Raw genomic sequence first — 23,589 nt, 5'->3', positions numbered from 1 at the left:
GCAAATGTATAGATGTATAGTCAACTGAACGTTTTGTTTCGCTGCTGCGGTTGCAAACATCCGGTTAACTTTCTTGCTACTCCTTCTCAAATTCCGATTCTAGCACCCGGCGCACTTCCTCGATGGTTTCTTTTTCGAGGTCGGTGCGGCGCTCCAGTTCTTCCACACTCAGGTCCAGCACGCTGCGGGCAGTATCGCAACCCACACGCTTTAGTTCATCAATCACCCAGCCTTCCAGCTCATCGCTGAACTCCTGCAGATCGATGTCGAAGTCTTCCACTTCACCTTCATTGTCGCGGTACACGTCGATGTCGTAACCGGTGAGCTCGCAGGCCAGCTTGATGTTTACCCCGCGGCGTCCAATGGCCAGCGACACCTGGTCGGGTTTCAGGTAAACCGAAGCATGCTTGCCTTCGTTGTCCAGTTCCATGCTGGTGATCTTGGCCGGTGTAAGCGAACGCTGGATCAGCAGTTGCGTGTTGCTGGTGTAGTTGATCACGTCGATGTTCTCGTTTTTCAACTCCCGAACAATGCCGTGAATACGGCTGCCTTTCATACCCACGCAGGCACCTACCGGATCGATGCGGTCGTCGTAGCTTTCTACGGCCACTTTTGCCCTTTCGCCCGGATCGCGAACGATCTTTTTGATGGTAATGAGTCCGTCGAAAATTTCCGGAACTTCTATTTCCAACAATTTTGCCAGAAACTCAGGCGCAGTGCGGGAAAGAATAATCACGGGGTTATTATTTTTCAGGTCTACTTTTTTCACCACGGCACGGATCGATTCGCCTTTTTTAAAGTAGTCCTGCGGAATTTGTTCGCTCTTGGGCAGGATCAGTTCGTTGCCTTCTTCATCGAGCAACAAAATTTCCTTTTTCCAAACCTGGTATACTTCGGCCGAAGTGATCTCGCCAATGCGGTCGTTGTATTTTTTAGCCAGTACGTTTTTCTTCAGGTCCGAAATGCGGCTGGCCAGCGTTTGGCGGGCAGCCAGGATAGCGCGGCGGCCAAAGTCGTACAGGTCGATGCCCTCGTACAGCTCTTCGCCCACTTCAAAGTCAGGTTCAATTTTAACGGCGTCGCTGTAGCCCACTTCGGCATTGGCATCCAGCACCTCGCCATCGGGTACAATCATACGGCGGCGAACGATCTCCAGGTCACCCTTTTCGGCGTTTACGATAACGTCGAAATTTGCGTCGTCGCCGTATTTTTTGCGCAGCAGGGTTTTAAACACGTCTTCCACTACACGCATCAGCGTGGGGCGGTCTATGTTTTCGGCATCCTTAAAATCCTGGAACGCCTCGATCATGTTGATACTTGCCATATGATGAGAATTTTAGCGGTTAGCTGCCGGCTGTTGGCTTTTCCCTAATGGCTAAAAGCTAACAGCTAACGGCTCCTTAGAATTTTACTTGAACTTTTGTGATTTTTATATCGGTAAATAAAATGGTTACCTGGGTCACTTCTTTTTTGCGGCCCTTGCCGGTTTCTATCTCCAGCAGTATGCCATCTTCAGTTGTTTCCAACAGTTTTCCTTCTTTCACGCTGCCATCGAGCAGTTGTACCTCAAGATAGCGGCCCACATTCTTTTTATACTGACGCTGCAGCTTCAGCGGTTCATCCAGCCCCGGCGATGATACCTCCAGCGAAAAATTGCCATCGGGATACATGCCGCTTTCTTCCAACACTTTGTACAGGGCACGGTTGTACTGCACCAGGTTAGACAGGGGCATGCCTTCGTCGGCATCAACAAACACTTTGATGTTGTTGGTGGGCTTGATGCGGATATCTACTAAAAAATGCGTGGGATGCGCTGCCAGCAACGGTTCCAGCTTTTGAACAATTGCCTCTATTGCTGATTCTGTTTGCATAGTAAAAATGAAGAAGGGAACGGTCTTCGTTCCCTTCTTTGTTTCTTTTCCTGCGGCAAAGTTAAGGTAAACCTTAAATACTTTCCAAATTATATCTGCTTGGCGCCTGTTGTTTACCTTTGCGGCAATGATACTTTCACTACTTCTTTACATTTTTCTGGCGTACATGCTGTACCGGTTGGTGTTTGGATTGATTGTTCCCATTGTACGCACCACCCGGCAGGTAAAAAAAAGCTTCCGCCACATGCAGGAGCAAATGGCCGCACACCAGGGTGCTGCCGATCCCGGCCGTCAATACAACCAGCAAAAAGCTTCGGTTCATTCCACCGCCCGTGGCGATGATGAAGACTACATCGAATTTGAAGAAGTAAAATAGGCGTTTACTGCTCCGCCTCTTTTTTGCCCAGCCAAATGCCTAGCGTAATACCGCTCATGATGGCTACATCGCCGTAGCTTTTTTCCACCTTCATGCCCATATCATTGTAGGTATGTCCTTTGGCAAACTGGTAGCCCAGGCCTGCATTGAAATCGAGACTGAGCCTGCCCGGCAGGTTGCGCTGCAGGCCCCACACCACGCCAAGGGTATTTACGGCCCGCGAATTTTCCTCCGGTAAATAAGCACTCGACATGCGCCTGTTGGTAAACAGTGCGGTGTACTTCGGAGCAATATAGTTCATGCTGTTTTTGGCAGTGCGCTGCCCTTTTTCCTGGCGGCGTGCAAAGTTGTAATAATATCGGTACTGCAAGGAGACGGCCGTTTCCAGCCTAAACTCCGCATTGAAAGATTCTTCGCCAAAAGCATTGGAATAAAAAATAGAAGCGTACGGGCTTAAATAAGCGTGGGCTACCAGCGTTGTGTTTTTGCCCACCCGCTGCTCGTGGCCAAAGCCGGGCGAAATAAATGTAAAACGGGTAACGTTTTCAACTTGTGCGCCGCCTTCCTGCGCAAAAGCCTGGGTAGTGGAAAAGGCCAGCAACAGGGCCGCTAGTTTTTTGAGGTACATCATAAGCAGGTTTGATTGCACCACAAAAATAGGCGGGCCCGCTCATTTACCCCGAACAGAATGACCAGCGGGCCTATGGCCTGTTGGACAGAATTGCAAGCATACGGCGCCGCTAATTTTCCTGCGCAAAAAGCCAGGGCAGCAGTTGCGGCTCTGCAAACGCCTTGTCCCAGCTATTGTGGTTTACGCCGGGATACACGGTAAACTTCACCGAGGCACGCCGCTGCTTTTTGATGGCAGCTACCATGGTTTCGGAAAGTTGCCAGGGTACTACATCATCTGCATCGCCATGAAACACCCACCATTTGGTGCGACGCAATGCCTTGGCATGTTCCGGCGCACCGCCGCCGCAAATGGGAAAAGCCGCGGCAAAGGTTTTGGGCTTGCGGGCCACCAGGTCGAAGGTGCCCATGCCGCCCATAGAAAGGCCGCCTACATACATACGGTCGTCATCCAGTTTAAACTGTTGGTCTAACGAATCGAGCAACTGCATCACCAATTGCATGGGCCGGGTGGCTGGCGCATCGGGCGGGTAACTAAAGGTGCGTTTGCCGGCAGCATCCTGCCCAAACTGTACCGGCGCCCAGTAGCCCATTTTAGGACACTGCGGAAACACCACGATGGCCGGGTAGCGGTCGCGAACCGAATCCTGCACAAATAATTTAGCGCCATGCACCAGATGGGCTTCGTTGTCGTTCCCCCGTTCGCCGGCGCCGTGTAGCACTAGCAGCAATGGATATTCTTTCGTTGCATCAAAATTTTTGGGCAAGAGCAGGCGGTACGGCAACGTGTCGGTGCCTTGCACCAGGCAGCGTTTTTCAAATAAAGAAAGGTCTTGTGCAGCAAGGTTTATGGCAGCTGCTATGAGGAGGAGCAGTGATACATATTTTTTCATGGCAATGCTTTGTGAAGGAGCAAAATACGACATGCAGATTAATGAAAAGGGGCGCAAGTGTTTGCGCCCCTTCTATTGTTTTTTTAAGAACCATCTGCTTTTCCATAAACCCTGTAGATGCTTTTACTTTTTTGCTCCTGCAAAAAAGTAACAAAAAAGCAGGCCCGAAATCAAATGACAGCCCCATTTCGGGATAGTGCCTTGATGAAACTGTGATGCTACTGTGATGAAGTGCAGCAAATCATTGTTCGGCAATGAAGTATCGATTCAAAATTTCATTTCTTTCTTGCGCTCCATCTATCAATTACCAACTACCCACTATCATCCACCATCAATCATCCATCATCTACCTAGCCAGTAGCGTAAACTTCGCCGCTTTTACATCCCTGGAGTTGCCGCCAATGAACACATTGAAATCGCCGGGCTCAGCTATTTGTTTGAGTTCGTTGGTGTAAAACTTCAGGTCGTTGTAGCCGATGGTGAAGGTTACGGTTTTGCTTTCGCCCTTTTTAAGCTGCACCTTTTGAAAATGCTTTAGTTGTTTTACGGGCTGCGCAATGGTGGCGTAAATATCCTGCAGGTATAGCTGCACGGTTTCCTCGCCATCCCAATTGCCGGTATTGGTTACCATTACAGATGCCTGCACGCTTTCGCCGGGGGGCACCGTTTTTTTAGCCAACTGCACCTCGCCATAGCTGAAAGTGGTGTAGCTGAGGCCAAAGCCAAACGGGAACAAGGGATCGTTGGACACATCGAGGTAATTGGACCGGAACTTGGGCGCTCCGCCATTATATGGCCGGCCGGTGCTCAGGTGGTTGTAGTAAATGGGGATCTGCCCCACGCTGCGCGGAAACGTAGTGGTGAGTTTGCCGGAAGGGTTGTATGCGCCAAACAACACATCAGCAATGGCGTTGCCGCCTTCGGTGCCGCCAAACCACACATCCAGCATGGCATCTACGTTTTCGGCTTCCCAGTTCAGCGTCATGGGGCGGCCGTTGAACAGCACCACCACCAGCGGTTTGCCGGTTGCCTTCAAGGCCTGCAGCAGGCGCAACTGGTTTTGCGGCAGCGCAATATCGGCACGGCTCGATGATTCTCCGGTTGCCTCTGCCGATTCGCCCACTACTGCTACAATTACATCCGACTTTTGCGCAGCAGCTACTGCTTCATCGATCAAGGCCTGCGCTCCGCGTGGATCAATCGTCACTTGTTCGCTGAATGCATTGAGGCGCTTGGCCAAAGCAGTATCATCGGTAACATTCGCGCCACGGGCATAATTGATGGTAACGCCACTGCCCCCTACATTGCGCATTCCTTCAACCACGGTTACGGCTTTTTCAAAATCGCCCGACACCGCCCAGGTACCCAGCATATTTCTGCGGCTATCGGCCAGTGGGCCTACCAATGCAATGGAGCCCGATTTTTTCAAGGGCAAAACGCCGTTGCTGTTTTTCAACAACACAAAAGATTTGGCTGCGGCCTCGCGGGCTGCTGTGCGGTGCGCATCGGATAAAATTTCTTTTGCCGGGCGGCTTTCATCCATGTAGCGATAAGGATCATCAAACAGGCCCAGCTTGTATTTGGCTTCCAGAATGCGGCGGCAGGCAGCATCGATCTGTGCTTGTGTAACCTTACCCTCCTGTAGCGATTTTTTAAGCGTGGTTAAAAAACCTTCGCCCACCATGTCCATATCCAGGCCGGCCCGCAGTGACATAGCCGAAACGGTTTGCAGATCGCCCATGCCGTGGTCGATCATTTCATTTACCGAAGTATAATCGGAAACCACCATGCCTTTAAAACCCCACTGCTGGCGCAGCAGGTCGGTGAGCAGCCAGCGGTTGCCCGTTGCCGGTATGCCATCCACCACGTTGAACGAACTCATGACCGAACCCACGCCGGCATCGATGGCCGCTTTGTAAGGCGGCATAAAATACTGGTACATTACGCGGCGGCTCATGTCCACCGTGTTGTAGTCGCGGCCCGCTTCGGCAGCGCCATACAGCGCAAAATGTTTCACGCAGGCCATTACCGTTTTTGGATCGGCAAGGGAGCTGCCCTGGTAGCCCAACACCATGGCGCGGCTGATAGCCGAACCCAGCACATGGTCTTCGCCGCTGCCTTCTGCAATGCGGCCCCAGCGCGGATCTCGGGCAATATCCACCATGGGCGAAAAGGCCCATTGCAGGCCATCGGCCGTGGCTTCCACTGCAGCAATTTGGGCGCTGCGGCGGATAAGTGCCGTATCCCAACTGCAGGAAAGTCCCAACGGAATGGGAAAAATGGTGCGGTGCCCGTGGATCACATCGAGCCCGAAGATGAGCGGTATCTTAAGCCTAGTATTTTCAACGGCAATCTTTTGTGCCTGCTTTGTTTTCTCGGGACCGTAAATACCAAACAAGCCACCCACCGCACCGCGTCTAATTTTACCATCCACATCCGAACTCACCACCGAGCCGGTAACGGCGCCGCCCGGCGTAACGAGGTTTAATTGCCCGATCTTTTCATCAAGGGTCATCTTGCCCATAAGGCCCGACACAAAAGCGTTCATTTTGGCGTCGCCACCTTGCTGCGCAGCGGCAGGCAGTGCCGCAGCGAAAATGAGGGGGAACAGAAGTTTACGCATATTCATAAACGATAGATTGAATTTTTACATCATGGAAATATGGTAGGTGCACCTGCGTGTGATACAGCCGCAGGTTGGCATCCATATTTATACAAACACTGTCATTCCGAACTCCATTCGGATTCTCCTATAATAAATGCTGTTATGGCAAGGAGATGCCGACATGCGTCGGCATGACAATGAACTGTAATGTGAGCACCTGTACTGCCGACCGGTTTCAATATTGAAACTGCAGCCTATTTAAACCAGCCTTAACCTCAGGTGCACCCATAAACAAGTTCCAAAGTAAACCACTCCGGTAATTCTCCAACATGATTATGATCGGTCCCTGGTCAATTGCCAGGAAAGAATCGGCAAACCAGCCATCGGTAAGGTTAAAGGCATCTACAAAACCATATTCTTTCCAAAGTTTATCGCCCAGTTTATAGTAAAAAAACTCCAGCGCCGCCTTGCTTTGCTCCGGCGTGTAAGGCATAGAAGAAAGTGCAGCGGTTGGCGAGATGACGCCATTGTCGTTTTGCGGCTCATGCGCCAGGTAGCCCACTTTATTATCGTCGGAGGCAGTGAGGCCCCAGCACGAATCGCTGTAGCCCAAAAAGCCTTTTGGATTGGCCACGCAATAGCGGTAGTTGATCAGCGTATGCGCTTTTACCTGCTGCTCATAATCGGCATACTGGTCTTTAAGGCCAAAAGGTTTTAATCCCAAAAAAGAATAATGGCTCAGGAACAGCGGGCCACCCTGCGGCGGACCCAGCGGCAGCACTTCGTTGTAATAAGTATTGCCGTTGCGCATGGCGCCGTTGCGGGCCCAACCTTCGTCGTACACCGCTTTCGGAATGCTGTGCGTTGGCGACGCTGCTGCCAGCACATAAGTAATCAAAGCCTCGTTCCAGCCGCTGATGGGCAGGTTCATGGTCCATTCTTTATCTGGGCTCCAGTGCCAGTACAATTTGTTTTCACCGCCCTTGCGAAACCAGTCCCATTCCACCGCTTCCCAAATTTTATTGATGTCGGCACGCAAGGCTGTTTCTGCCGCGTTGGTACCATTAAAATACTGGCGGGCGGTGATGAGTCCCTGCATCAGCAGCGCGGTTTCCACCAGGTCGGCGCCGTTGTCGTTGGCGCTAAACGGCTGCACTTTGCCCGAAGCGCCATTGAGCCAATGGGGGAAAGCGCCTTTGAAGCGGTCGGCTTTTGTTCCTAAAAAAGTCACCATTTTTTGCACTCGTTCCAGCCCTTCGGCGCGGGTAATAAAGCCGCGGTGCACACCGACAACAATGGCCATGGCGCCCATGCCCGAGCCGCCTGAAGTAACCACGTTGCCCGATGTATTGCGTTCCCGCGCCATGCCCGAAGCCGGGTGGGCAAAATCCCAGAAATACTTAAAGGTTTGGCGCTGCACCAGCGTCATCAGTTCGTCGGTGGGGATGCGGGTAAACTTGTCGCGGCTGTCCAAACCGGTGCGCAGTATGATAAATGCCGGAGCAGTTGGCTGCAGCCCCGTCGATGAACGAAGACTTTCGGTAATGGTTAACCGAAATTGCGCAAAAGGCGGCAATGCGGCATTGGGCTTTAAAGTTAGCACACTATCGCCGGCGCCGTATTGAATGGTGTATGGCACGGCAGTGCCCGCAGCGTTGGTCCACTGCAGGCCGCCCGTGCTGCTGCGCATAACAGCCGTGGAAAAACGCAGTTGTATTTCGGGTTGCGAACTGCTTAAAATAACAGTGCTACCCGGCGCCTGAATAACACCTTCGACCCAAATGCCGCGCAGCACAAATGGCTTGGCAACAGGCGGCGGTTCAGTATTGCCGCCATCGCTTTTGCTGCAGGCAATAAAAAGCACCAGGCAAATAGGCAGTAAGTAAAATAGAAGTGTTCGCATGGTTGGGTTTGAAGGCATTAATAAATAGGCTTAGTTGATCATTGCAGATGCTGCAGCAAAAACCATGTACTTTTTTTATGCGGAAAAGCAAGCAAACCAATCATATGACTCCCGCACAATTATTCATAAAATTCAGCCATCGTATGGGCATATATTTATGAACTGAAAAATATTGCTCACTGCGTTGGCATTGCTTGCCTGTTTTGGTAATGAACCTCACAGTTTGGCAACCATTTTTTAAGGCTATCCTTATCTGCCTGCGCTAAATAATTATCATCTACTCTGATTGATTTCAGCTTTTTTAGCCTGCTGATGTTGGGAGAAATATACCTGATTGGATTGTTCCATATTTCAAGGCGCTCAAGGCTTATTAAGTCGGAAATATTATCGGGAATGCTTTCGATTTCATTGTCAAATATCGACAACTCTTTTAGATGCTTTAAATGCACTGTTTCTTTTGTAATACTTTTCACCTTATTTGTATACAGATAAAGCACCTCTAGTTTACCAAGCCGGCTGTCCACAAACGACAAACCGCGAATCCGGTTATCATTCAAGAAAAGCTCTTTCAAATTTGGGATTGTTTTGATCTGCTCAGGTACCTTGCTCAATTCATTTCGCGCCAAATCGATTTCCGTCAAGCTTTCGAGTTGTGACAAGTCGCAGTTGATTTCCCTGATACTGGTTGCTGCGAACGACACGCTTTTCAGGTTTGGGAACCTGTTTAAATCGCATGGAAAAATGCTGATGGGATTTACTGCAAAGGTCAAATCCTGAAGTGAGGTGACTTTATATAATTCTTGTGGTACTTCCTTAAAATTATTACCGGTCAATATTGCTTTATAAATACCAAGCTTGTCCAATCCACCGGGCAAAGAAGTGAGGCCTTTATTTTGAAGCCATAAATATTTCCCGGTATTATCAGACCATACTACAGGATTTGTGCTTTTGTAAAAGCTACTTGTTTTTCCTAAAGCAATCTGGTTGCACAGATCGGTCATTACCTTTTTGGGAGCATCATCATCATTACGGCCCACTTCAAAGAGCCAGCCTTTGATTTTATTATCTGATGATAAACAATCGACATCGAAATTTGAATCCCAGTCTACCGCGTCGAAGCTTGCAGATTTTGACCCTAAATAAAAACGCACTTTTTTTGATAGCTCTTCTGCTTTTGTCGACGTAATGATTATGCCATTCGCAGGCACTACAATTTTTTTCTTCCAAAACTTTGTTTCCGGCAGTTTGGGATATCCTGCTACACCAAAAATGATCCCGGCCTGTCCTTGAAATTCGCTTGGAAAGACAATCTCATTATGCTCCTGCCATTGCAAACAGACAATGATGAAAAACAGCGTAAATAAAATAGATAAGATATACTGTGCTGCGAGATACAAACTCCTTTTCGCAAACATCTTTCGCGTTAAAAAATCAATGAAATAAATAAAAAGGCCGAGCACAACAAAAAACAAACCCGGTATCAGCAGATAACCTACCGTAAAAACAGCTATGGTCGTTCCTAACAGGACTGCCAGGAGTGCCATAAATTTTAATGGCGCTTTAGTTAGCCGGTCTACTACAAAATTTTTAACACCCATATTGGTCACCCTATGGCGTTTTATAAAATACCAATGGCATATGGTTGCGGGCAGCCACCAGCACTGAGTCGTTTTGTCGGCGCAGCCAGCGCAGATCCCGTACCTGCCCCGTAAGTGCCGACAACAGCGGCTGATGAACATAGCGAGCCGTCTTTCCTTCAAACCTCACCATCGCCATCGGCTGCGCATCGTACCGGCCTTCGTAAGGAATGACATCAAAAAAGTTGCCGCCGGCTACAAACGTGTTGGCTGCGCCGCCTTTTGCAAAAGAAAAGATCGGCGCCAGCTGCAATTCATTAGGTAAGGGCTGCATGTCAAAGCCACCCTTGCCATCGCCATACAGCACCACCGATGCCAGTTGCTCGGCATGCAAGGGTTGCATGTCGTCCACAAAACCATAAAACACATCTTTCATTTCTTCACCGGCATATTCGGCGTATTTCAGGTAGTGCTTTTTCAGCACCGGCAAAGCCCTTTCGGTTTCGTCTTTCGCCAAAAAAGGATACTCTTTTCCCCCAATGGAATAAGCCAGCAATTGATCCGTACTACCATTGCGATCAAAGTCGGAGACATAGAGGCTCAACTTGCCGTCCTTTTCACTCCAGAATTTATTGTTGCGGCCCCAGTTGCCGGCCAGCACATCCAGGTTGCCATCGCCGTTTACGTCCTGCACCAACAGCGTTTGCCACCAGCCTGTTGAAGCGGGCAATTCTTTTTTGGTAAATGTGCCGCCGTTGTTGGCAAAAACAGTCAACGGCATCCATTCGCCGGCCACCAGCAAATCGGGTGTTCCGTTGCCATCCCAATCGGCAAACTGCGCTGCTGTAACTGTGCCAATATTGGTCAACGAAATGCGGGTATCATCCTGTACGAAAGACCCTTTGCCATCGTTGATCAACAACGCAGAGGACATGGGCACACCATAGGACCGGCTGTTGGTCAACAAGCCAATGAACAGGTCTGTATCGCCATCGCCATCCACATCGGCTGCGGCCACGCAAGATTTGTTGTTGGGGATAAACGGAAGTCCTTTTGTTTTGGTAAAGTTGCCCTTTCCATCATTGACATAAAGCCGGTCCCAAAGCCGCGCATCGCCTTCCAGAAATTCGTTGCCACCACTCACTACAATCAAATCAGGAAAAGCATCACCGTTTACATCGGTAAACAATGCATCTACATCTTCGCTGTGTTTGTCGTATTCAAACGGTGCATTGTTGCCGGGTAAAAAACCACCATTGGGCTGGCCCAGCATCAGCGCACCGGGCTGGTCTTTGGCGCCGCAGGCATAAAAATCATCGAGCCCATCGCCGTTCACATCGGCTACTGCCAGTTTGGGACCGCGGCTGCTTTGTGCATGTGGAATGAGGTATTGAATGTTGACATCAATGAACGGGTTTTCCATGTGCCGCCAGCGGGCCAGCGAATCAGCAATTGGTTGTAGTAATGGTTCGGGTGTTTTGAAAAAATTAGCATGCACAAACTGGCCGGAAGCAGCATCCTGCGCAACAATCAATGGCTTGTTTGCCGGCACATTTTTCAACATCTGGTATTGCTGGTTTGGCCATACTATTAGTACGCTATCCGCTGTTGCAGCATCGCCCAGGCCAAAGTGCAGCACCGGCGCCACCGACGATTGAAATCCCCGCGTCAGCATCAATTGCTGGTACTGCATTTTGCCACCAGCAAATACATAGGCTTTGGCGCCAACGCCCATGGTGTTGCCATCAGCGCCTTTAAATGAAATCGCGATCCTGTTCTTTTTCGGTGCCTCATTTTTCAACACCACGGCCGGTGCATCAATGGCGTTGATCACCATATCCAGCGCACCATCGCCATCAAGATCGGCATAGGCTGCACCGGTGTAATATCCTTTCATGCCCGATGTACCCCAGGCTTCGCTAACGGGTTCAAACTCGTTGCTGGCGCTGCCGCGGAACAGGAACGGGTGTGCACTGCCATCGGGCATTTTATTCAGCGCATCATCGTCGTACTTGTCGGTTTGGTTCATGCCTTTTCTTACCTGCAGGTCCGATACATAACGTACATAATCCAGGTCAACCGGCCGCTTTACAATACCGCTGCTGATAAACAGATCTTTGTTGCCATCATTGTCAAAATCAGCAAATAATGGCGCCCAACTCCAATCAGTAGCCGATACGCCTGCCAGCAAAGCCACATCGGAAAAGCTTTCGCCGTTGCCATTGTTGCGTTGCAAGCAATTGCGTGAAAACTGGTACTGGTAGCCGTTCATGAGCAGCTTTACATTATAGATGTCGGGGTTTTCATCGCTGCCATATGTTTTCAAAACCTTTTCATCGTTGGGCAGCATATCCACGGTAATAAGATCGAGCTGGCCGTCGTTGTTGTAATCGGCCGCATCGTTGCCCATGCTGAAGCGGCTGTAATGACGGAAATGTTTTGCACCACTTTCTTTAAATGTGCCATCGCCGTTGTTGACGTAGTAATAATCATTTTCATGAAAATCGTTGCCCACATAAATATCATCCCAGCCATCATTGTTCAGATCGGCAATGGCCAGCCCCAGGCCGTAACCGAGGTTGCTTTGATAAATGCCAGCTGCCGCCGACACATCGGTGAAAGCCGCTTTGCCCGCACTCAGTTCGTTGCGGTACAGGCGGTCGCCGCTCAGCGAATCGTAGCGGCGGCGGTTGGCCGTATCTACAATGTTGGCATGCGGGTGATGCGACTGGTTTACGAGGTAACAATCCAGGTCGCCATCACGGTCGTAATCGAAAAAAGCAGCCTGTGATGTAAAGCCCGAAAAGTCCAATCCATATTGCGCTGCGCTTTCGGAAAAGGTGTTGTTGCCCCTATTGATAAAAAGTTCGTTGCGGCCCTTCAGCCCACGCATACCACTAACCGAAGAAACATAAATATCGAGCAGGCCATCGCCGTTTACGTCGGCCATGGTTACGCCGCTGCACCAGTCGGAAGTGCCCGCCACGCCTGCTTTTGCAGTGATGTCTTCAAACTGGAAATTGCCCTTGTTTAAATACAGTTTATTGGCACCCTTGCTGTTGGCGGTAAAATAAATATCGGGCAGACCATCGCCGTTTACGTCGCCGGTAGCCACGCCGCCGCCATTGTAGTAGTATAGAAAATAAAGGATGCCAAACAGGCGCTTTTCCGGGAGTTTGTTTTCAAATGTGATCCCGGTTTCTTTTGGCGAAAGCGAGGTAAACAGGGTTTCCTTTTTTTCACAGGAGCACAGGGCAAGCAATAATAACACAACCAACAAATTGAAGGCGCCTAACTTTTTCACAATCATAGCGGGTAAGCTTATCGGGCACCAAAGATACACCGTTCCCATGGTAGCCCCGGCCCCGCATCATCGGCTGTTTGGGCGATGCAATGCATTAAAAACGTAGTTTGCAACTTCCATCCATTTTGCATGCACACAAAGCTTTTATTTGCCCGCCGGTCCCTGCTTCTGCCGCTGCTTTTGGTAGTGGTTGTGCTGCTACTGTCGCAGTGCATGGATGGTGAAAAAAGCAACGCGGCAGACAAAGAAAAATCGGTAACACAACCCGCGGTTTCGTTCGCGCAATTTGCCGGCTCGCAGGCCTGCGCTTCCTGCCATGCAGACGTGTATAAAAGCCATGTGCAAACGGCGCATTTCCGTACATCGGCACCGGCCAGCGACAGTACTGTTCTGGGTTCCTTTAACAAGGGCCGTAATACCTTTCATTTCAACGATCACTTGAGCGTGGTGATGGAGCGGCGCGACAGCGGTATGTACCAGGCGGCCTATCAATATGGTGAAGAAAAGCTGGCCCGCCGCATAGACCTGGTCATTGGGTCGGGCACTATGGGGCAGAGCTTTTTGCACTGGCGTGGACACAACCTGTTTCAACTGCCCATTACTTTTTTTGCTGCAGCCAATGCATGGTCCAACAGCCCGGGCTTTCCGCCCAAAGTGGTGTTCAACCGGGTCATTACCTCGCGGTGCATGGAGTGCCATACCACATTTGCGCAAACATTCAATTCATCCAGCGGTGCGGTGGAAAGTTTTGATAGGGGCAAAATTATTTTTGGCGTGGACTGCGAAAAATGCCACGGACCTGCTGCGCAGCATGTGGCCTTTCAGCAGGCAAACCCTGATGCTGCCACCGCAAAATATATTGTTAACCCGGCCCGGCTTTCGCGGCAGCAACAACTCGATTTGTGTGCCTTGTGTCATGGTGGTGCGCTGCAAAAAACGGCACCTTCTTTTTCGTTTACTGCAGGTAGTAACCTGTCTGATTTTTTTGTGCCGGATAGTACCGCACCTAATCCTGCCAACATCGATGTACACGGCAACCAATATGGCCTGCTGCGGGTCAGTAAATGTTTTACGGCGAGTACCACGCTTACCTGCAACAGTTGCCACAACACACATGCAAATGAGCGGGGTAATAAAGTGCTTTTTTCACAACGTTGCATGGCTTGCCATCAGCAAGACGGCGATCATTTTTGCACCAACAAAACATTGCCTGCGGCAAAGCTCGCCACCAACTGTATCGATTGCCATATGCCCGAGCAACCATCCCGCGCCATCGCTGTTTTTTTACCCGGCAAGGCATCGCCAACTGCGGCTATGATCCGGTCGCATTACATTAGTGTAAATGCCGGTAATGGACTTCGGGGATTGGGTAGTTTGGAGCGGTGATTTTTTAAACCACGAAGACACGAATGGGACAAAGGGGCACGAAGAAAAAGAATGATTTGTTGTTGGTTGGCGTAAGTGGAATTCAAAATAAGTTGCGCTCAACTATCTAAGTAATTTTTTATCACGCAGCGTATGTCATGCCGAACTCGTTTCGGCATCTCCCTTTCTTTTTGCAGGGTTCATAAAAACATAAGGAGATGCCGAAACGAGTTCGGCATGACGACACTAAAGATTAATAATGCTACTTGATGGCGGTGGGCTTGCATTTAGCGGTCATTATTTTTCATTAAAAAAGGGTTGCGAAATGTGTTCGCAACCCTTTTTATCTATGGCCAGTCGGCTTATTTCTTTTGGGTAAACAGTGCGTTTACCTCAGCCGCCGTCAGCGCCGAACTATACATCCGGTACTGGTCGATGGCGCCTTTGAATGTAGACGACAGCCAGTCGTCGGTATCCAGGCCTTTGCCGGGGCCGGCACCAATGCGCATCTCCGATATTTTGCTGTCATCGATGTTGATGTCGCCGTGGTTGGCCCAGGTGCGAACATTGGGGTTAGCCACGCCATCAAGGTACAGCGTCATACCGCTGGTAGTGGCATCATACACCAACGCCATGTGGTGCCACTGGTTGTCGAACAGGTTGGGAATGGTGAGGTTGTTGCTCCGCTCCCAGGTAAACCAGTTGTCGGCATTGGTTTTGTCTACCGTCATCACTTTTACCTCGCCCTGTGCATTGTTTCCTTCCATCATAATGAACATGCTGGCACCCGACCAATGGCCGTTGCTCGAAGGAAAGCTCATGATGTACTCGGGGCCGTTGCCCAGCGTATTGTTTTTTGTCTGCCCGTCTTTTTTATACCAAAAAGCAACCGAGAAACTTTTGGCTTTGGCCGCCCAGTCGTTTGGCTTGGCGTACTTGATAAACTTTTTGTTTTCGCCCTGCACCGCTTTGCCACTTACGCCATCGATAGCAGCAAGCGGGTTATCGGCCGGGAAATTTACCCGCACACTATCAACCGCATTCATCCGCGAGTCGGAAGTAGTGCCATCAAATGCCGCATAAAAATTGAGTGGTCCGCCGGGCGGGTTGGCGTCCTGCGGAAAATCGGGCAATCCGGGGCGGTCCATTTTCTGGCAACCGGCCACTGCAATTCCTGCAGCCAACAGGGCCAAAGTATAGCGGCCTGCCTTGTTTACAAATGTCATATAAGTAGTTTTTTCTTTGTTATTAAATACGCATCCACTACCACTCCGGATTCTGTGTCAACACCCCACCGGTAAGGTCGATGGCTTTTTGCGGAATGGGATAAAAACGAGCCCGGTTGGTGTAGCCCAGCGGCCCCAGTTCCTGCTGTGCATCGCCCCAGCGCACCAGGTCGTAAAAACGGTAGCCTTCCATGGCAAACTCCCACCGCCGTTCGGCCTTGATGGCTGCCCGCATTTGTGCCTGGTTTTGGAATGGAATGTATGGCACAACGGTGCGGGTTTGGCCCCGGTTGCCACTGGCCCGGTTGCGGATCAGCTCCAGGTTGGCAGCGGCCACATCGCCCTGGCCCAGTTCGTTGGCAGCTTCGGCCAGCATCAGGATCACATCGGCATAACGCAGGATGCGGTGGTTGATCCACGGCGAAGCGCCATTGTTGTTGATAAAGCCGGTTGCCTGACGGATGGCGGGGTCGTTGCCGGTGTACACTTTTTTGTTCCAGTAGCGTTGTGCCAAACCGCCGTTGCCACTTGGGTTGGTATAAGGCGGCAGCGTGGCGCCATAGCCGCCAAACTCTGCTCCACCATCGTTCTGGCCCGAGTATAAAATGGTTTTGCGTTTGCGCGGGTCATCGGCGGGCCAGTCGCGTTCCAGTTTATCGGTAGGCGTATTCCAGCCCCAGCCCAGGTTCCATTCCACCGGTGCGCCATTGCGCCGCACCTGCTGCATGGTGCCCCAATCGGAGCCATAGTTTACCGCGCTATTGGTGGCGGCACCGGGCCCCGAGTAAGCCTGCATTTCCCAGATCGACTCCTTGCCGTTTTCGCCGCGGTCGCGCCAAATATCGGAGAACTCAGCCTCCAGGCTGTACTGCCCCGAATTGATCACATCGGTGGTGAGGGCCACTACCTGTGCCCAGTTGCCCCGGAACAATTGCGTCTGTGCCCAAAGCGTGTTGGCCGCACCGCGGGTAAGGCGGCCGGTATATCCTTCGCCGTAAGCAGCAGATGTAACCGGCAATAATTGAGCGGCTACCTGCAGGTTAGAATCAATGAAAGCATACACCTGTGCGGCCGGCGATTTATCGCGGATGCCGTCGTTGGGATTGCGGATGGGCTGTTTGAACAGGGGCACATCGCCATAGGTTTTTACCAGTTCAAAATAAGCATATGCCCTAAAGAAACAGGCTTCACCCAGGTTGCGTACCGAGGCTGCATCCTGCACATCCAGCGAGTCGGCGGTGTACACGGCTTCGTTTGCCAGGTTGATCATGGTGTAGTGATCGTTCCAATATGTGTTGGGTGCCCAGTCGTCTTTTGAGTATTGAAAATTATCGAACTCCGCCACGATCTCTGCACCGTCGTTGATGTCGCTGCCTTTTTGCGCATCGTCATCCCGAATGGAGTGAAAATCGACCCAGGGCAGGGTGGAAAACCCGGGCAGGGTGCGGAGGTTTGAATAAAGGCCCAGCACCTGTCCTTCCAGCTGGCCCTGGTTCAGATCCTCCAGTGTTGCCGTGAGTGGTTTTCGATCCAGGAACTTGCTGCAGCCTGCAACCAGCACCGAGGCCGGCAACAGCAGTAACATCGTCCAGTAAAATATCTTTTGCTTTTTCATGCGCTTCAATTGTTCAATTTAGAATGTTACGTTCAGGCCAAAGGTGGTAACCATGGGGATGGCACCGCCTGCATTGTCAAATCCAAAAGCAGTAGCATTGCCGCCATACTCCGGCGTATAACCCTGGTTGTTTTTCCAGGTCTTCAGGTTCTGCACGTTTACATATACCCGCAGGTTGTTCATATTGAGCCGGTCGGTAAGTGCACGGGCAAAATTGTAGCCCAGCTGCAGGTTGCGGATGCGGAAATAAGAACCGTCTTCGATGTTGAACGTGGAGCCATTGTAGTTGATGCGATCGGCCTGACTTACCAGCGGCACCCAGTTGGATGTGCCCGGACCATTCCAGCGTTCAATTTTATCAGCTGCATAGTTTACCCGCTGAAAAGGCGACTCCAGCGAACCCCAGGTGCGGAAGATCTCATTGCCATAAACACCCTGTACATCTACCGCCAGGCTCAGGCCTTTGAAGGCCAGGCTAACAGTGCCGCCATACGAAAAGTCGGGGGTGGGGTTACCAATCACGGTGCGGTCGTCGGGGGTAACAACGCCATCGCCATTTACGTCTTTAAATTTAAAATCGCCGGGGCGGTAAGCACCTACCGCGGCAGCGTTGGGCGACCGCAGGATGTCGGCATAGCTTTGATAAATGCCTTCTACCACATAGCCAAAGAATGAACCAATGGGGTAACCCGGCAAGGTGCGGGCTTCGGCCGATCCGTTGTTTTGGAAACCGCGGATTAACACACCGGTGGGCAGTTCGGCGCTCAGCTCTTCTACCCTGTTGTTGAGGAAGGTGATGTTACCGCTAACGTTCAGCGTAAGGTCGCGACTAAAGTTTTGCACCCAGCTCGCCATCAACTCGGTACCCCAGTTGCGCAGGTTACCGCCGTTGATCAATTTATCTTCCTGGCCCGCCAGCGCCCTACGGTCCACATAGGTCATCAGGTCTTTGGTAGTGCGGTTAAAATAGTTGGCCTCAATGTGCAGGCGGTTGCCCAGCGCATTGGCCTCGATACCGATTTCCTGTGCATGAACGGTTTCCCATTTCAGGTCGGGGTTAGCCTGGTATTGCTGGCGTGCCGCTTGGAACACGTTGGAGCCAAACACCGCCTGGGTACCGCCCAGCAGGTTGGGATAAAACGGATAGTCCAGCGAAGTGCCTTCGATGTTGGAAGCCGTTTGGTTACCCAATACACCAATGGAGCCTTTCAGCTTCAGGTAATTGATGAATTCAACACCTTCCATGAATGCTTCTTTCGAAATATCCCATGCTGCACCCACCGACCAGAACTGCTGGTTGCGGTTGCGGGGCGGAATGCGGGAAGAAGCATCGTCGCGGAACGAAGCGTTGAGGAAGTATGTGTTCTTATAATTGTACAGCACCCGCGCCAGGTATGAAACGGTGGTGTACTCGCTTTGACCCGAAGTAACCGACGTGTTGGCCGGATCCTGGAAGCCGGTGCTCATGTACCAGAAACGGGGATCGTTGGGGATGGGGCGCAGGCGGGTGCCGCTTACATTACCAAAGCGGCCGGCATACCCAAAATAATAGGTAGTGAAACCACCGGTAGCCGTGAGGTTATGACCGCCAAAATTCTTGCGGTACGTCAGTACATGGTCCTGCTGCCATTTGCGCCAGTTCTCATCGTTCTCCGATACGCGGGTATTTTGGCTGTACAACTCGGGCAGGTTGGTGCGGGGGTTGTAGCCATAATACAGCGGCGTGTACTGGCGGCGGTTCAGCTGGCTCATATCGCCATACAGCGTAGAGCGGAAGTTGAAATTTTTCAAAAAGGTCAGTTCGGCAAACACGCTACCTACGTGGCGGTACTCAATGCTTTTGGTTTTATCCCACTCATTCTCCAGTTGCAGCAACGGGTTGATGACGCCGGAGTTTTGCAGGCCTACATCCAGCGTGGAGTACAGGTCCATAAACATACTGTCGGCGCCGTATGGGTTGCGTACAAAAAACCGCTGCGTGCCTGCATTGATCTGCGGCATTACCTTGCGGGCCGCATCCAGCACCCAGGTTGCGTTGTATGGGTTGTTCTGGCGGCTTACGTTATAGTTTACCCCAATGCGGATGGCATTGCTTACCTTAAATTCATCGCTGAACGACAGGTTAATGCGGTCCAGTTTTTCGCGGCGGATAATGCCTTCGTCATACAGGTAGCCAAGGCTGAAGTTAAACCGGTTGCGTTCTGATGCACCCGACACACTCAGGTTGTTGTTGCTGAATTTACCGGTGCGGGTTACAGCATCTATCCAATCAGTGTTGGCATTAAGTGGGCCAAAATCATAAGGGTCGGTTTCGCCGTTGTTGGCCCGCTCTTCGTTGAACAGCGTTGCAAACTGCGAAGCATCGGCCAGCTTGATTTTATCTACTAATTTTTTAAACCCATAACTGGTATTAAAATTAACCACCACCTGGCCGGCACGTGCCCGCTTGGTGGTAACGGCAATTACACCGGTAGCACCGCGTACACCAAAGATGGCCAGCGACGAAGGATCTTTCAACACCTCGATGGACTCGATGTCGTTGGGGTTGATATAATCAATGTTGTCCTGGAAAATACCATCCACTACATACAGCGGCCGCACGGCGCCAATGCTCGATGTACCGCGGATGCGGATATCGGGCTGCTGGCCCGGCGTGCCGGAGTTAACCACCGAAAGGCCGGCCACTTTGCCCTGCAATGAAGCAAGGGGGTTGGCATTGGGCCGGTCGGCCACTTCGCGACCCGAGATCTTGGTGATGGAGCCGGTAAGGTCGCGCCGGTTGGCGGTGCCATAACCAATTACCACCACTTCGTTGAGTTGTGCGCCTTCGGGCTGCAGCGTAATCACCACCGTGGTTTGATCGGGGCGTACGGCCAGCTCCTGGCTGCCATAGCCTACATAGCTCACCACCAGCGTAGCCGACTGCGGAATGGACAGCGAAAAGTTACCCGCCGAATCGGTGGAGGTACCGATGGAAGGATTGTTTTTCAGCCGAACGGAGGCGCCGGAAAGGGCCTGGCCGGTGCCGGAAATAACCTGCCCGGTCAGCTGTCGGTTTTGCGCCGCTGCGGGCAGCCACATGAACAAAAATGCAAATAGGGAAAAAAGAAATAAAGTTCCGGCACGGGCAGCCCGCAGGGGCTGGCGCCGGCCAGTTGGTTTGGAGTGCAAGTACATATAGCAATTGTAGTTTAATTGTGCATGCCCCATTTTTTAAAAGCTCTGCTAAATGGTTGGCATACAAATAACAACACAAAGTTAAAGGCAAAAGTTGCTGCCGTTTCGTTGCACGGTTTAAAAAAGTTCTTTGGTGGGCTTGGTTGGTTGTACACCCGATTTGCCTACTTTTGCAAACCGCCGCCACCGCACCTAACGGTGACCGGCACCGGACGTTTAGCTCAGTCGGTTAGAGCAGCAGACTCATAATCTGCGGGTCGTAGGTTCGATCCCTACAACGTCCACAGGTAAGTGATTGATTTTCAATCTGTTTCAAACGCCCACTTTGGTGGGCGTTTTTTATTTGCAAACAATTTGCAAACAATCATTCAAAATGCCTGTTTGTTTTGAGTGAGAAAGAGCGATTAATATTATAAAGGTACTTCATTGACGATTCATCAAATATCTAAATGGTGTCCCATTATATCGATGAACTTTGCTAACAATCTTAGCGCCGTAACACCCTTACTGATTTCAATAGAACCACTGCGTTTCGAACGATCTACCAGCAGTTACGAACCCCCATAAAAAAGGCCTGCAGTGCTGCAGGCCTTTTTATTAGTTCAGTAATGCCGATTTAAGACAACGGTCTTTTCCTGTTTTTTAAATACTCCATTACTTCAGAGTAAAGAAAGTACACTTTTCCACGTTGCTTATGAGACGGCAGTCCTCTTTTTACCCAATCATTCAGGGTCACCAAAGAAATACGTAGCATCTTCGCCACCTCCACTCTTTGCAAAATGCTTTCGTCAGCTTCATTTTTTTCTGAAGCAGCTATTTTACCCTCCAGTTCTTCCTGAATCAGTTTCCTCATTTCCATCCAGAACTTTTGGGGGTCATAAGGAAACAGGATCTGTGTGTCATTCCTTTCCATAAAGATTAAATTTGACCGTGCACAATTTGTTCAGCAGAGCCACTGAGGATCACCAGCTTCCTTACTCCCAATAGTATTGTCACAAGACCCTATTGTACAAATCTTAAAACATACCAGGCTGTGCACATGAAGATTTTGGGCAGGAACATACCTGATATAGCCAAAAGCCCTAAGGTCATTAATGAGCTGATTGTATGTATGACGGGAATACAATTTGGCTGATCGCATTATTTTTTGCCGAGACACTGCAACCGGGTTTTGACCGCTATTTTTTATGCAGTGTACAAGCAAAGCGGCGTATAGACTTACATGCCCCGTTCCAATACGCGGATCATCTTTGACAGCATCAAAAAAGTCGCACAACATATCTTTTGCAGCCATTACCATTATCAATGTCAGGTCATTTTTTTGTTCGGCCATTCTTCCTAAAGCTTACCGACCCTTTATCGACCCGGCAACATGTTTGTATCTGCTTTTCCCGCCAACGATGCAGTAAAAAGCGATATGCTTCGTTCAGCGTAATCCCGCCGCCATCATCAAAAAAGTGGAACCGCTGAGACACCTCATAAAATGAACGATGCTGGACACTGATCGCAGCATAAACCTCAAAAGGTGTCCGGCTCCAGTAGCGCACTTTTAGCAGATCTGCATAGTGAGCGCCGCTTTCACTTTCCTTCAAATCATTTAAGCGTGCAATTACCTCCTGCACCATCGTCAGTTCTGAAAGGTCCGCAACCGTTGCCTCTTCACCCTTACACAACAGCGCTTCCCAGTTGACTACCTGCATACTTTGATTAAGCGCAATGATCAAGTCTGCACACGCCTCATTTGTGTTAACTTCAATTGGCCTGGTTAGCCACGCATCATAAAATAACGGAGTATACTGGCCTGAAGTGTCATCCCTTGAAATCCAGATTTGGTAACGCAACTGATCGGCTCCGCGGACTTCGTTGTGCGATAGCGAAAACCGCTGTGGTTCAAAACAAAGATGAACTTGTGCGGCCCATTCCAAACTGCCGGGAAAACCTACCGCCACTAAAGCCTGCATTATTGATTGTATCTGCTGCTCCATAATAGTTTTATTTCAAGGTTTCATGCCCTTACTGCCCCTTCCAACACGCATTTTTGGTAAGGCCTGACTGTTTTCTTTTGGTCTACTTTGATCTTTGTTATTCTTTGCTAAGCGTTCAGAACTTTTGCTCTGGCTTTTTTCCCCCGTGGGTGCGACTTTGCCCATCAACTTAACTTCCGGTTCTTTTTGCACTAACCCATACCTTTTCTCAAGACTTTGCTGTGGAATAAACTTTCCGCTTTGATCCATGACTGCGATGGACTTGTATTTTGGATTGGCAGAGATCAGGAGGGCATCCGACTGACCATTCTTTTCTAACGTTACCGATTGCAGGTTGCCCTTTTGCAGCGAACGGATCAATGCTGCCTTTTGCTCGGGATCGTCGATTCCCTTGATAGGTAGGGCGCCGAGCTTTTGCTCTAAATCGAAGCCATACTTTTCATGGTACTGGTTTACCTTATAGTTGCCTACTGCATCTTTTTCTTTACCATCCAGCTGCAGCCAGGCTTTATAACTTTGCCCTTCCTTGTCCGTAAGCTCTTTGTGTACTGCTCGTCCCTCCAGCAAGTTAAAGCCTTCTTTTAGCGTAACGCCATGTCCTTTATTAATGTAAAAGCTTTGGCTTCGTGCCGCTTCATACTGACCGACTGTACCAATCCACTTGTTCAGGAAATACAGGTCGCTGCTCTCACTGCGACGAAAAAATAGGGAAGCATCCAGCTGCTTGTCGCTAAATGCAGCGGAGTGGTCCAACATGAATTCTTTTGCCCCTTCCTTCATCTTTTCAGCCAGTTGGCCACCTATAGCTTCACCAAAGCCCAGGTACTTAAGACTATCCTTTAGATAGTTGAAGTTTTTCTCGTTCATATCGCACTATTTTTAAGGTCCAAATAATTATAGGGAGGGCAAGGAAACTGCTTTAGATAGTTGTCTAGCCGGAACCGTCAACTCTGTAAATCTTCAGCGAAAAGTGGACTAGAATAGTAGTAAATTAAGAGAGGGTTTCCATTCACTCACCTCAAAAACAATGATCATGGAAACAAGACCTCAAAAGCCCTCCAC

General features: G+C 50.3%; 16 protein-coding genes and 1 tRNA gene. 3 read left to right on the top strand and 14 right to left on the bottom strand.

What is annotated here, in order from left to right; all coding sequences use genetic code 11:
* Window positions 1–76: 76 nt before the first annotated feature.
* Both nusA and DRJ53_RS17415 read right to left on the bottom strand, forming a co-directional pair.
* Window positions 77–1,324, bottom strand: coding sequence for a transcription termination factor NusA (gene nusA / locus DRJ53_RS17420; RefSeq protein WP_114236947.1), 1,248 nt, complete (start codon window positions 1,322–1,324; stop codon window positions 77–79).
* A 76-nt stretch (window positions 1,325–1,400) separates the two neighbouring features.
* Window positions 1,401–1,871, bottom strand: coding sequence for a ribosome maturation factor RimP (locus tag DRJ53_RS17415; protein WP_114236946.1), 471 nt, complete (start codon window positions 1,869–1,871; stop codon window positions 1,401–1,403).
* Window positions 1,872–1,998: 127 nt separating this feature from the next.
* Here DRJ53_RS17415 and DRJ53_RS17410 point away from each other — a divergent pair, with 127 nt between their 5' ends.
* Complete coding sequence (locus DRJ53_RS17410) at window positions 1,999–2,247, top strand: hypothetical protein (RefSeq protein WP_123893676.1); 249 nt, start codon at window positions 1,999–2,001, stop codon at window positions 2,245–2,247.
* Between the two features lie 4 nt (window positions 2,248–2,251).
* Here the strand turns inward: DRJ53_RS17410 and DRJ53_RS17405 are convergent, their stop codons facing one another.
* The 6 genes from DRJ53_RS17405 to DRJ53_RS17380 form a co-directional block, all read right to left on the bottom strand.
* Window positions 2,252–2,878 carry a DUF3575 domain-containing protein gene (locus DRJ53_RS17405; protein ID WP_114236944.1) on the bottom strand — a complete coding sequence of 209 codons (627 nt, stop codon included), beginning with the start codon at window positions 2,876–2,878 and terminating at the stop codon, window positions 2,252–2,254.
* A gap of 109 nt (window positions 2,879–2,987) precedes the next feature.
* Window positions 2,988–3,770 (bottom strand): carboxylesterase family protein, encoded by a 783-nt coding sequence (locus DRJ53_RS17400; protein WP_114237033.1) that lies wholly within the window; start codon window positions 3,768–3,770, stop codon window positions 2,988–2,990.
* A gap of 346 nt (window positions 3,771–4,116) precedes the next feature.
* The gene (gene bglX / locus DRJ53_RS17395; RefSeq protein ID WP_114236943.1) at window positions 4,117–6,393 is read right to left on the bottom strand and encodes a beta-glucosidase BglX; all 2,277 of its coding nucleotides are present in this window, start codon (window positions 6,391–6,393) and stop codon (window positions 4,117–4,119) included.
* Window positions 6,394–6,610: 217 nt separating this feature from the next.
* Window positions 6,611–8,278 carry a glucoamylase family protein gene (locus tag DRJ53_RS17390; RefSeq protein ID WP_114236942.1) on the bottom strand — a complete coding sequence of 556 codons (1,668 nt, stop codon included), beginning with the start codon at window positions 8,276–8,278 and terminating at the stop codon, window positions 6,611–6,613.
* Window positions 8,279–8,454: 176 nt separating this feature from the next.
* Window positions 8,455–9,876 (bottom strand): leucine-rich repeat domain-containing protein, encoded by a 1,422-nt coding sequence (locus DRJ53_RS17385; protein ID WP_114236941.1) that lies wholly within the window; start codon window positions 9,874–9,876, stop codon window positions 8,455–8,457.
* A gap of 10 nt (window positions 9,877–9,886) precedes the next feature.
* The gene (locus DRJ53_RS17380; protein WP_162303914.1) at window positions 9,887–13,126 is read right to left on the bottom strand and encodes a VCBS repeat-containing protein; all 3,240 of its coding nucleotides are present in this window, start codon (window positions 13,124–13,126) and stop codon (window positions 9,887–9,889) included.
* Window positions 13,127–13,288: 162 nt separating this feature from the next.
* Between DRJ53_RS17380 and DRJ53_RS17375 the strand changes: the two genes are divergently transcribed.
* Window positions 13,289–14,545 carry a multiheme c-type cytochrome gene (locus DRJ53_RS17375; RefSeq protein WP_162303913.1) on the top strand — a complete coding sequence of 419 codons (1,257 nt, stop codon included), beginning with the start codon at window positions 13,289–13,291 and terminating at the stop codon, window positions 14,543–14,545.
* 341 nt (window positions 14,546–14,886) lie between these two features.
* On the opposite strand, the gene DRJ53_RS17370 is transcribed toward DRJ53_RS17375, so the two are convergent.
* From DRJ53_RS17370 to DRJ53_RS17360, 3 genes are read right to left on the bottom strand one after another with little or no spacing between them, the layout of a single operon-like run.
* Entirely contained in the window at window positions 14,887–15,750 is an 864-nt protein-coding gene (locus DRJ53_RS17370; protein ID WP_114236938.1) for a LamG domain-containing protein, read from the bottom strand.
* A 37-nt stretch (window positions 15,751–15,787) separates the two neighbouring features.
* The gene (locus DRJ53_RS17365; RefSeq protein WP_114236937.1) at window positions 15,788–17,365 is read right to left on the bottom strand and encodes a RagB/SusD family nutrient uptake outer membrane protein; all 1,578 of its coding nucleotides are present in this window, start codon (window positions 17,363–17,365) and stop codon (window positions 15,788–15,790) included.
* Between the two features lie 18 nt (window positions 17,366–17,383).
* Window positions 17,384–20,542: a SusC/RagA family TonB-linked outer membrane protein gene (locus DRJ53_RS17360; RefSeq protein WP_162303912.1), complete on the bottom strand. Its 3,159-nt coding sequence runs from the start codon at window positions 20,540–20,542 to the stop codon at window positions 17,384–17,386.
* Window positions 20,543–20,752: 210 nt separating this feature from the next.
* Between DRJ53_RS17360 and DRJ53_RS17355 the strand changes: the two genes are divergently transcribed.
* Window positions 20,753–20,826, top strand: a tRNA-Ile gene (locus DRJ53_RS17355).
* Between the two features lie 332 nt (window positions 20,827–21,158).
* Here DRJ53_RS17355 and DRJ53_RS17350 read toward each other — a convergent pair.
* The 3 genes from DRJ53_RS17350 to DRJ53_RS17335 form a co-directional block, all read right to left on the bottom strand.
* A complete protein-coding gene (locus tag DRJ53_RS17350; protein WP_114236935.1) occupies window positions 21,159–21,455 on the bottom strand; it encodes a helix-turn-helix domain-containing protein in 297 nt (98 codons plus the stop codon).
* A 400-nt stretch (window positions 21,456–21,855) separates the two neighbouring features.
* Window positions 21,856–22,527, bottom strand: a complete 672-nt coding sequence (locus DRJ53_RS17340) for a hypothetical protein (RefSeq protein WP_114236933.1) — start codon at window positions 22,525–22,527, stop codon at window positions 21,856–21,858.
* Window positions 22,528–22,539: 12 nt separating this feature from the next.
* The gene (locus DRJ53_RS17335) at window positions 22,540–23,394 is read right to left on the bottom strand and encodes a hypothetical protein (protein ID WP_114236932.1); all 855 of its coding nucleotides are present in this window, start codon (window positions 23,392–23,394) and stop codon (window positions 22,540–22,542) included.
* Between the last annotated feature and the right edge of the window lie 195 nt (window positions 23,395–23,589).

The organism is Paracnuella aquatica (assembly GCF_003332885.2).
Classification (GTDB): Bacteria; Bacteroidota; Bacteroidia; order Chitinophagales; family Chitinophagaceae; genus Flavisolibacter; species Flavisolibacter aquaticus.
Note: the sequence above shows the minus strand (reverse complement) of the source record. Positions and strands in the feature narration are given on the sequence as shown.

Coding starts and splice junctions, on each gene's coding strand:
- nusA (WP_114236947.1), bottom strand. CDS start 1,324: ATGGCAAGTATCAACATGATCGAGGCGTTCCAGGATTTTAAGGATGCC.
- DRJ53_RS17415 (WP_114236946.1), bottom strand. CDS start 1,871: ATGCAAACAGAATCAGCAATAGAGGCAATTGTTCAAAAGCTGGAACCG.
- DRJ53_RS17410 (WP_123893676.1), top strand. CDS start 1,999: ATGATACTTTCACTACTTCTTTACATTTTTCTGGCGTACATGCTGTAC.
- DRJ53_RS17405 (WP_114236944.1), bottom strand. CDS start 2,878: ATGATGTACCTCAAAAAACTAGCGGCCCTGTTGCTGGCCTTTTCCACT.
- DRJ53_RS17400 (WP_114237033.1), bottom strand. CDS start 3,770: ATGAAAAAATATGTATCACTGCTCCTCCTCATAGCAGCTGCCATAAAC.
- bglX (WP_114236943.1), bottom strand. CDS start 6,393: ATGCGTAAACTTCTGTTCCCCCTCATTTTCGCTGCGGCACTGCCTGCC.
- DRJ53_RS17390 (WP_114236942.1), bottom strand. CDS start 8,278: ATGCGAACACTTCTATTTTACTTACTGCCTATTTGCCTGGTGCTTTTT.
- DRJ53_RS17385 (WP_114236941.1), bottom strand. CDS start 9,876: ATGGGTGTTAAAAATTTTGTAGTAGACCGGCTAACTAAAGCGCCATTA.
- DRJ53_RS17375 (WP_162303913.1), top strand. CDS start 13,289: ATGCACACAAAGCTTTTATTTGCCCGCCGGTCCCTGCTTCTGCCGCTG.
- DRJ53_RS17370 (WP_114236938.1), bottom strand. CDS start 15,750: ATGACATTTGTAAACAAGGCAGGCCGCTATACTTTGGCCCTGTTGGCT.
- DRJ53_RS17365 (WP_114236937.1), bottom strand. CDS start 17,365: ATGAAAAAGCAAAAGATATTTTACTGGACGATGTTACTGCTGTTGCCG.
- DRJ53_RS17360 (WP_162303912.1), bottom strand. CDS start 20,542: ATGTACTTGCACTCCAAACCAACTGGCCGGCGCCAGCCCCTGCGGGCT.
- DRJ53_RS17350 (WP_114236935.1), bottom strand. CDS start 21,455: ATGGAAAGGAATGACACACAGATCCTGTTTCCTTATGACCCCCAAAAG.
- DRJ53_RS17340 (WP_114236933.1), bottom strand. CDS start 22,527: ATGGAGCAGCAGATACAATCAATAATGCAGGCTTTAGTGGCGGTAGGT.
- DRJ53_RS17335 (WP_114236932.1), bottom strand. CDS start 23,394: ATGAACGAGAAAAACTTCAACTATCTAAAGGATAGTCTTAAGTACCTG.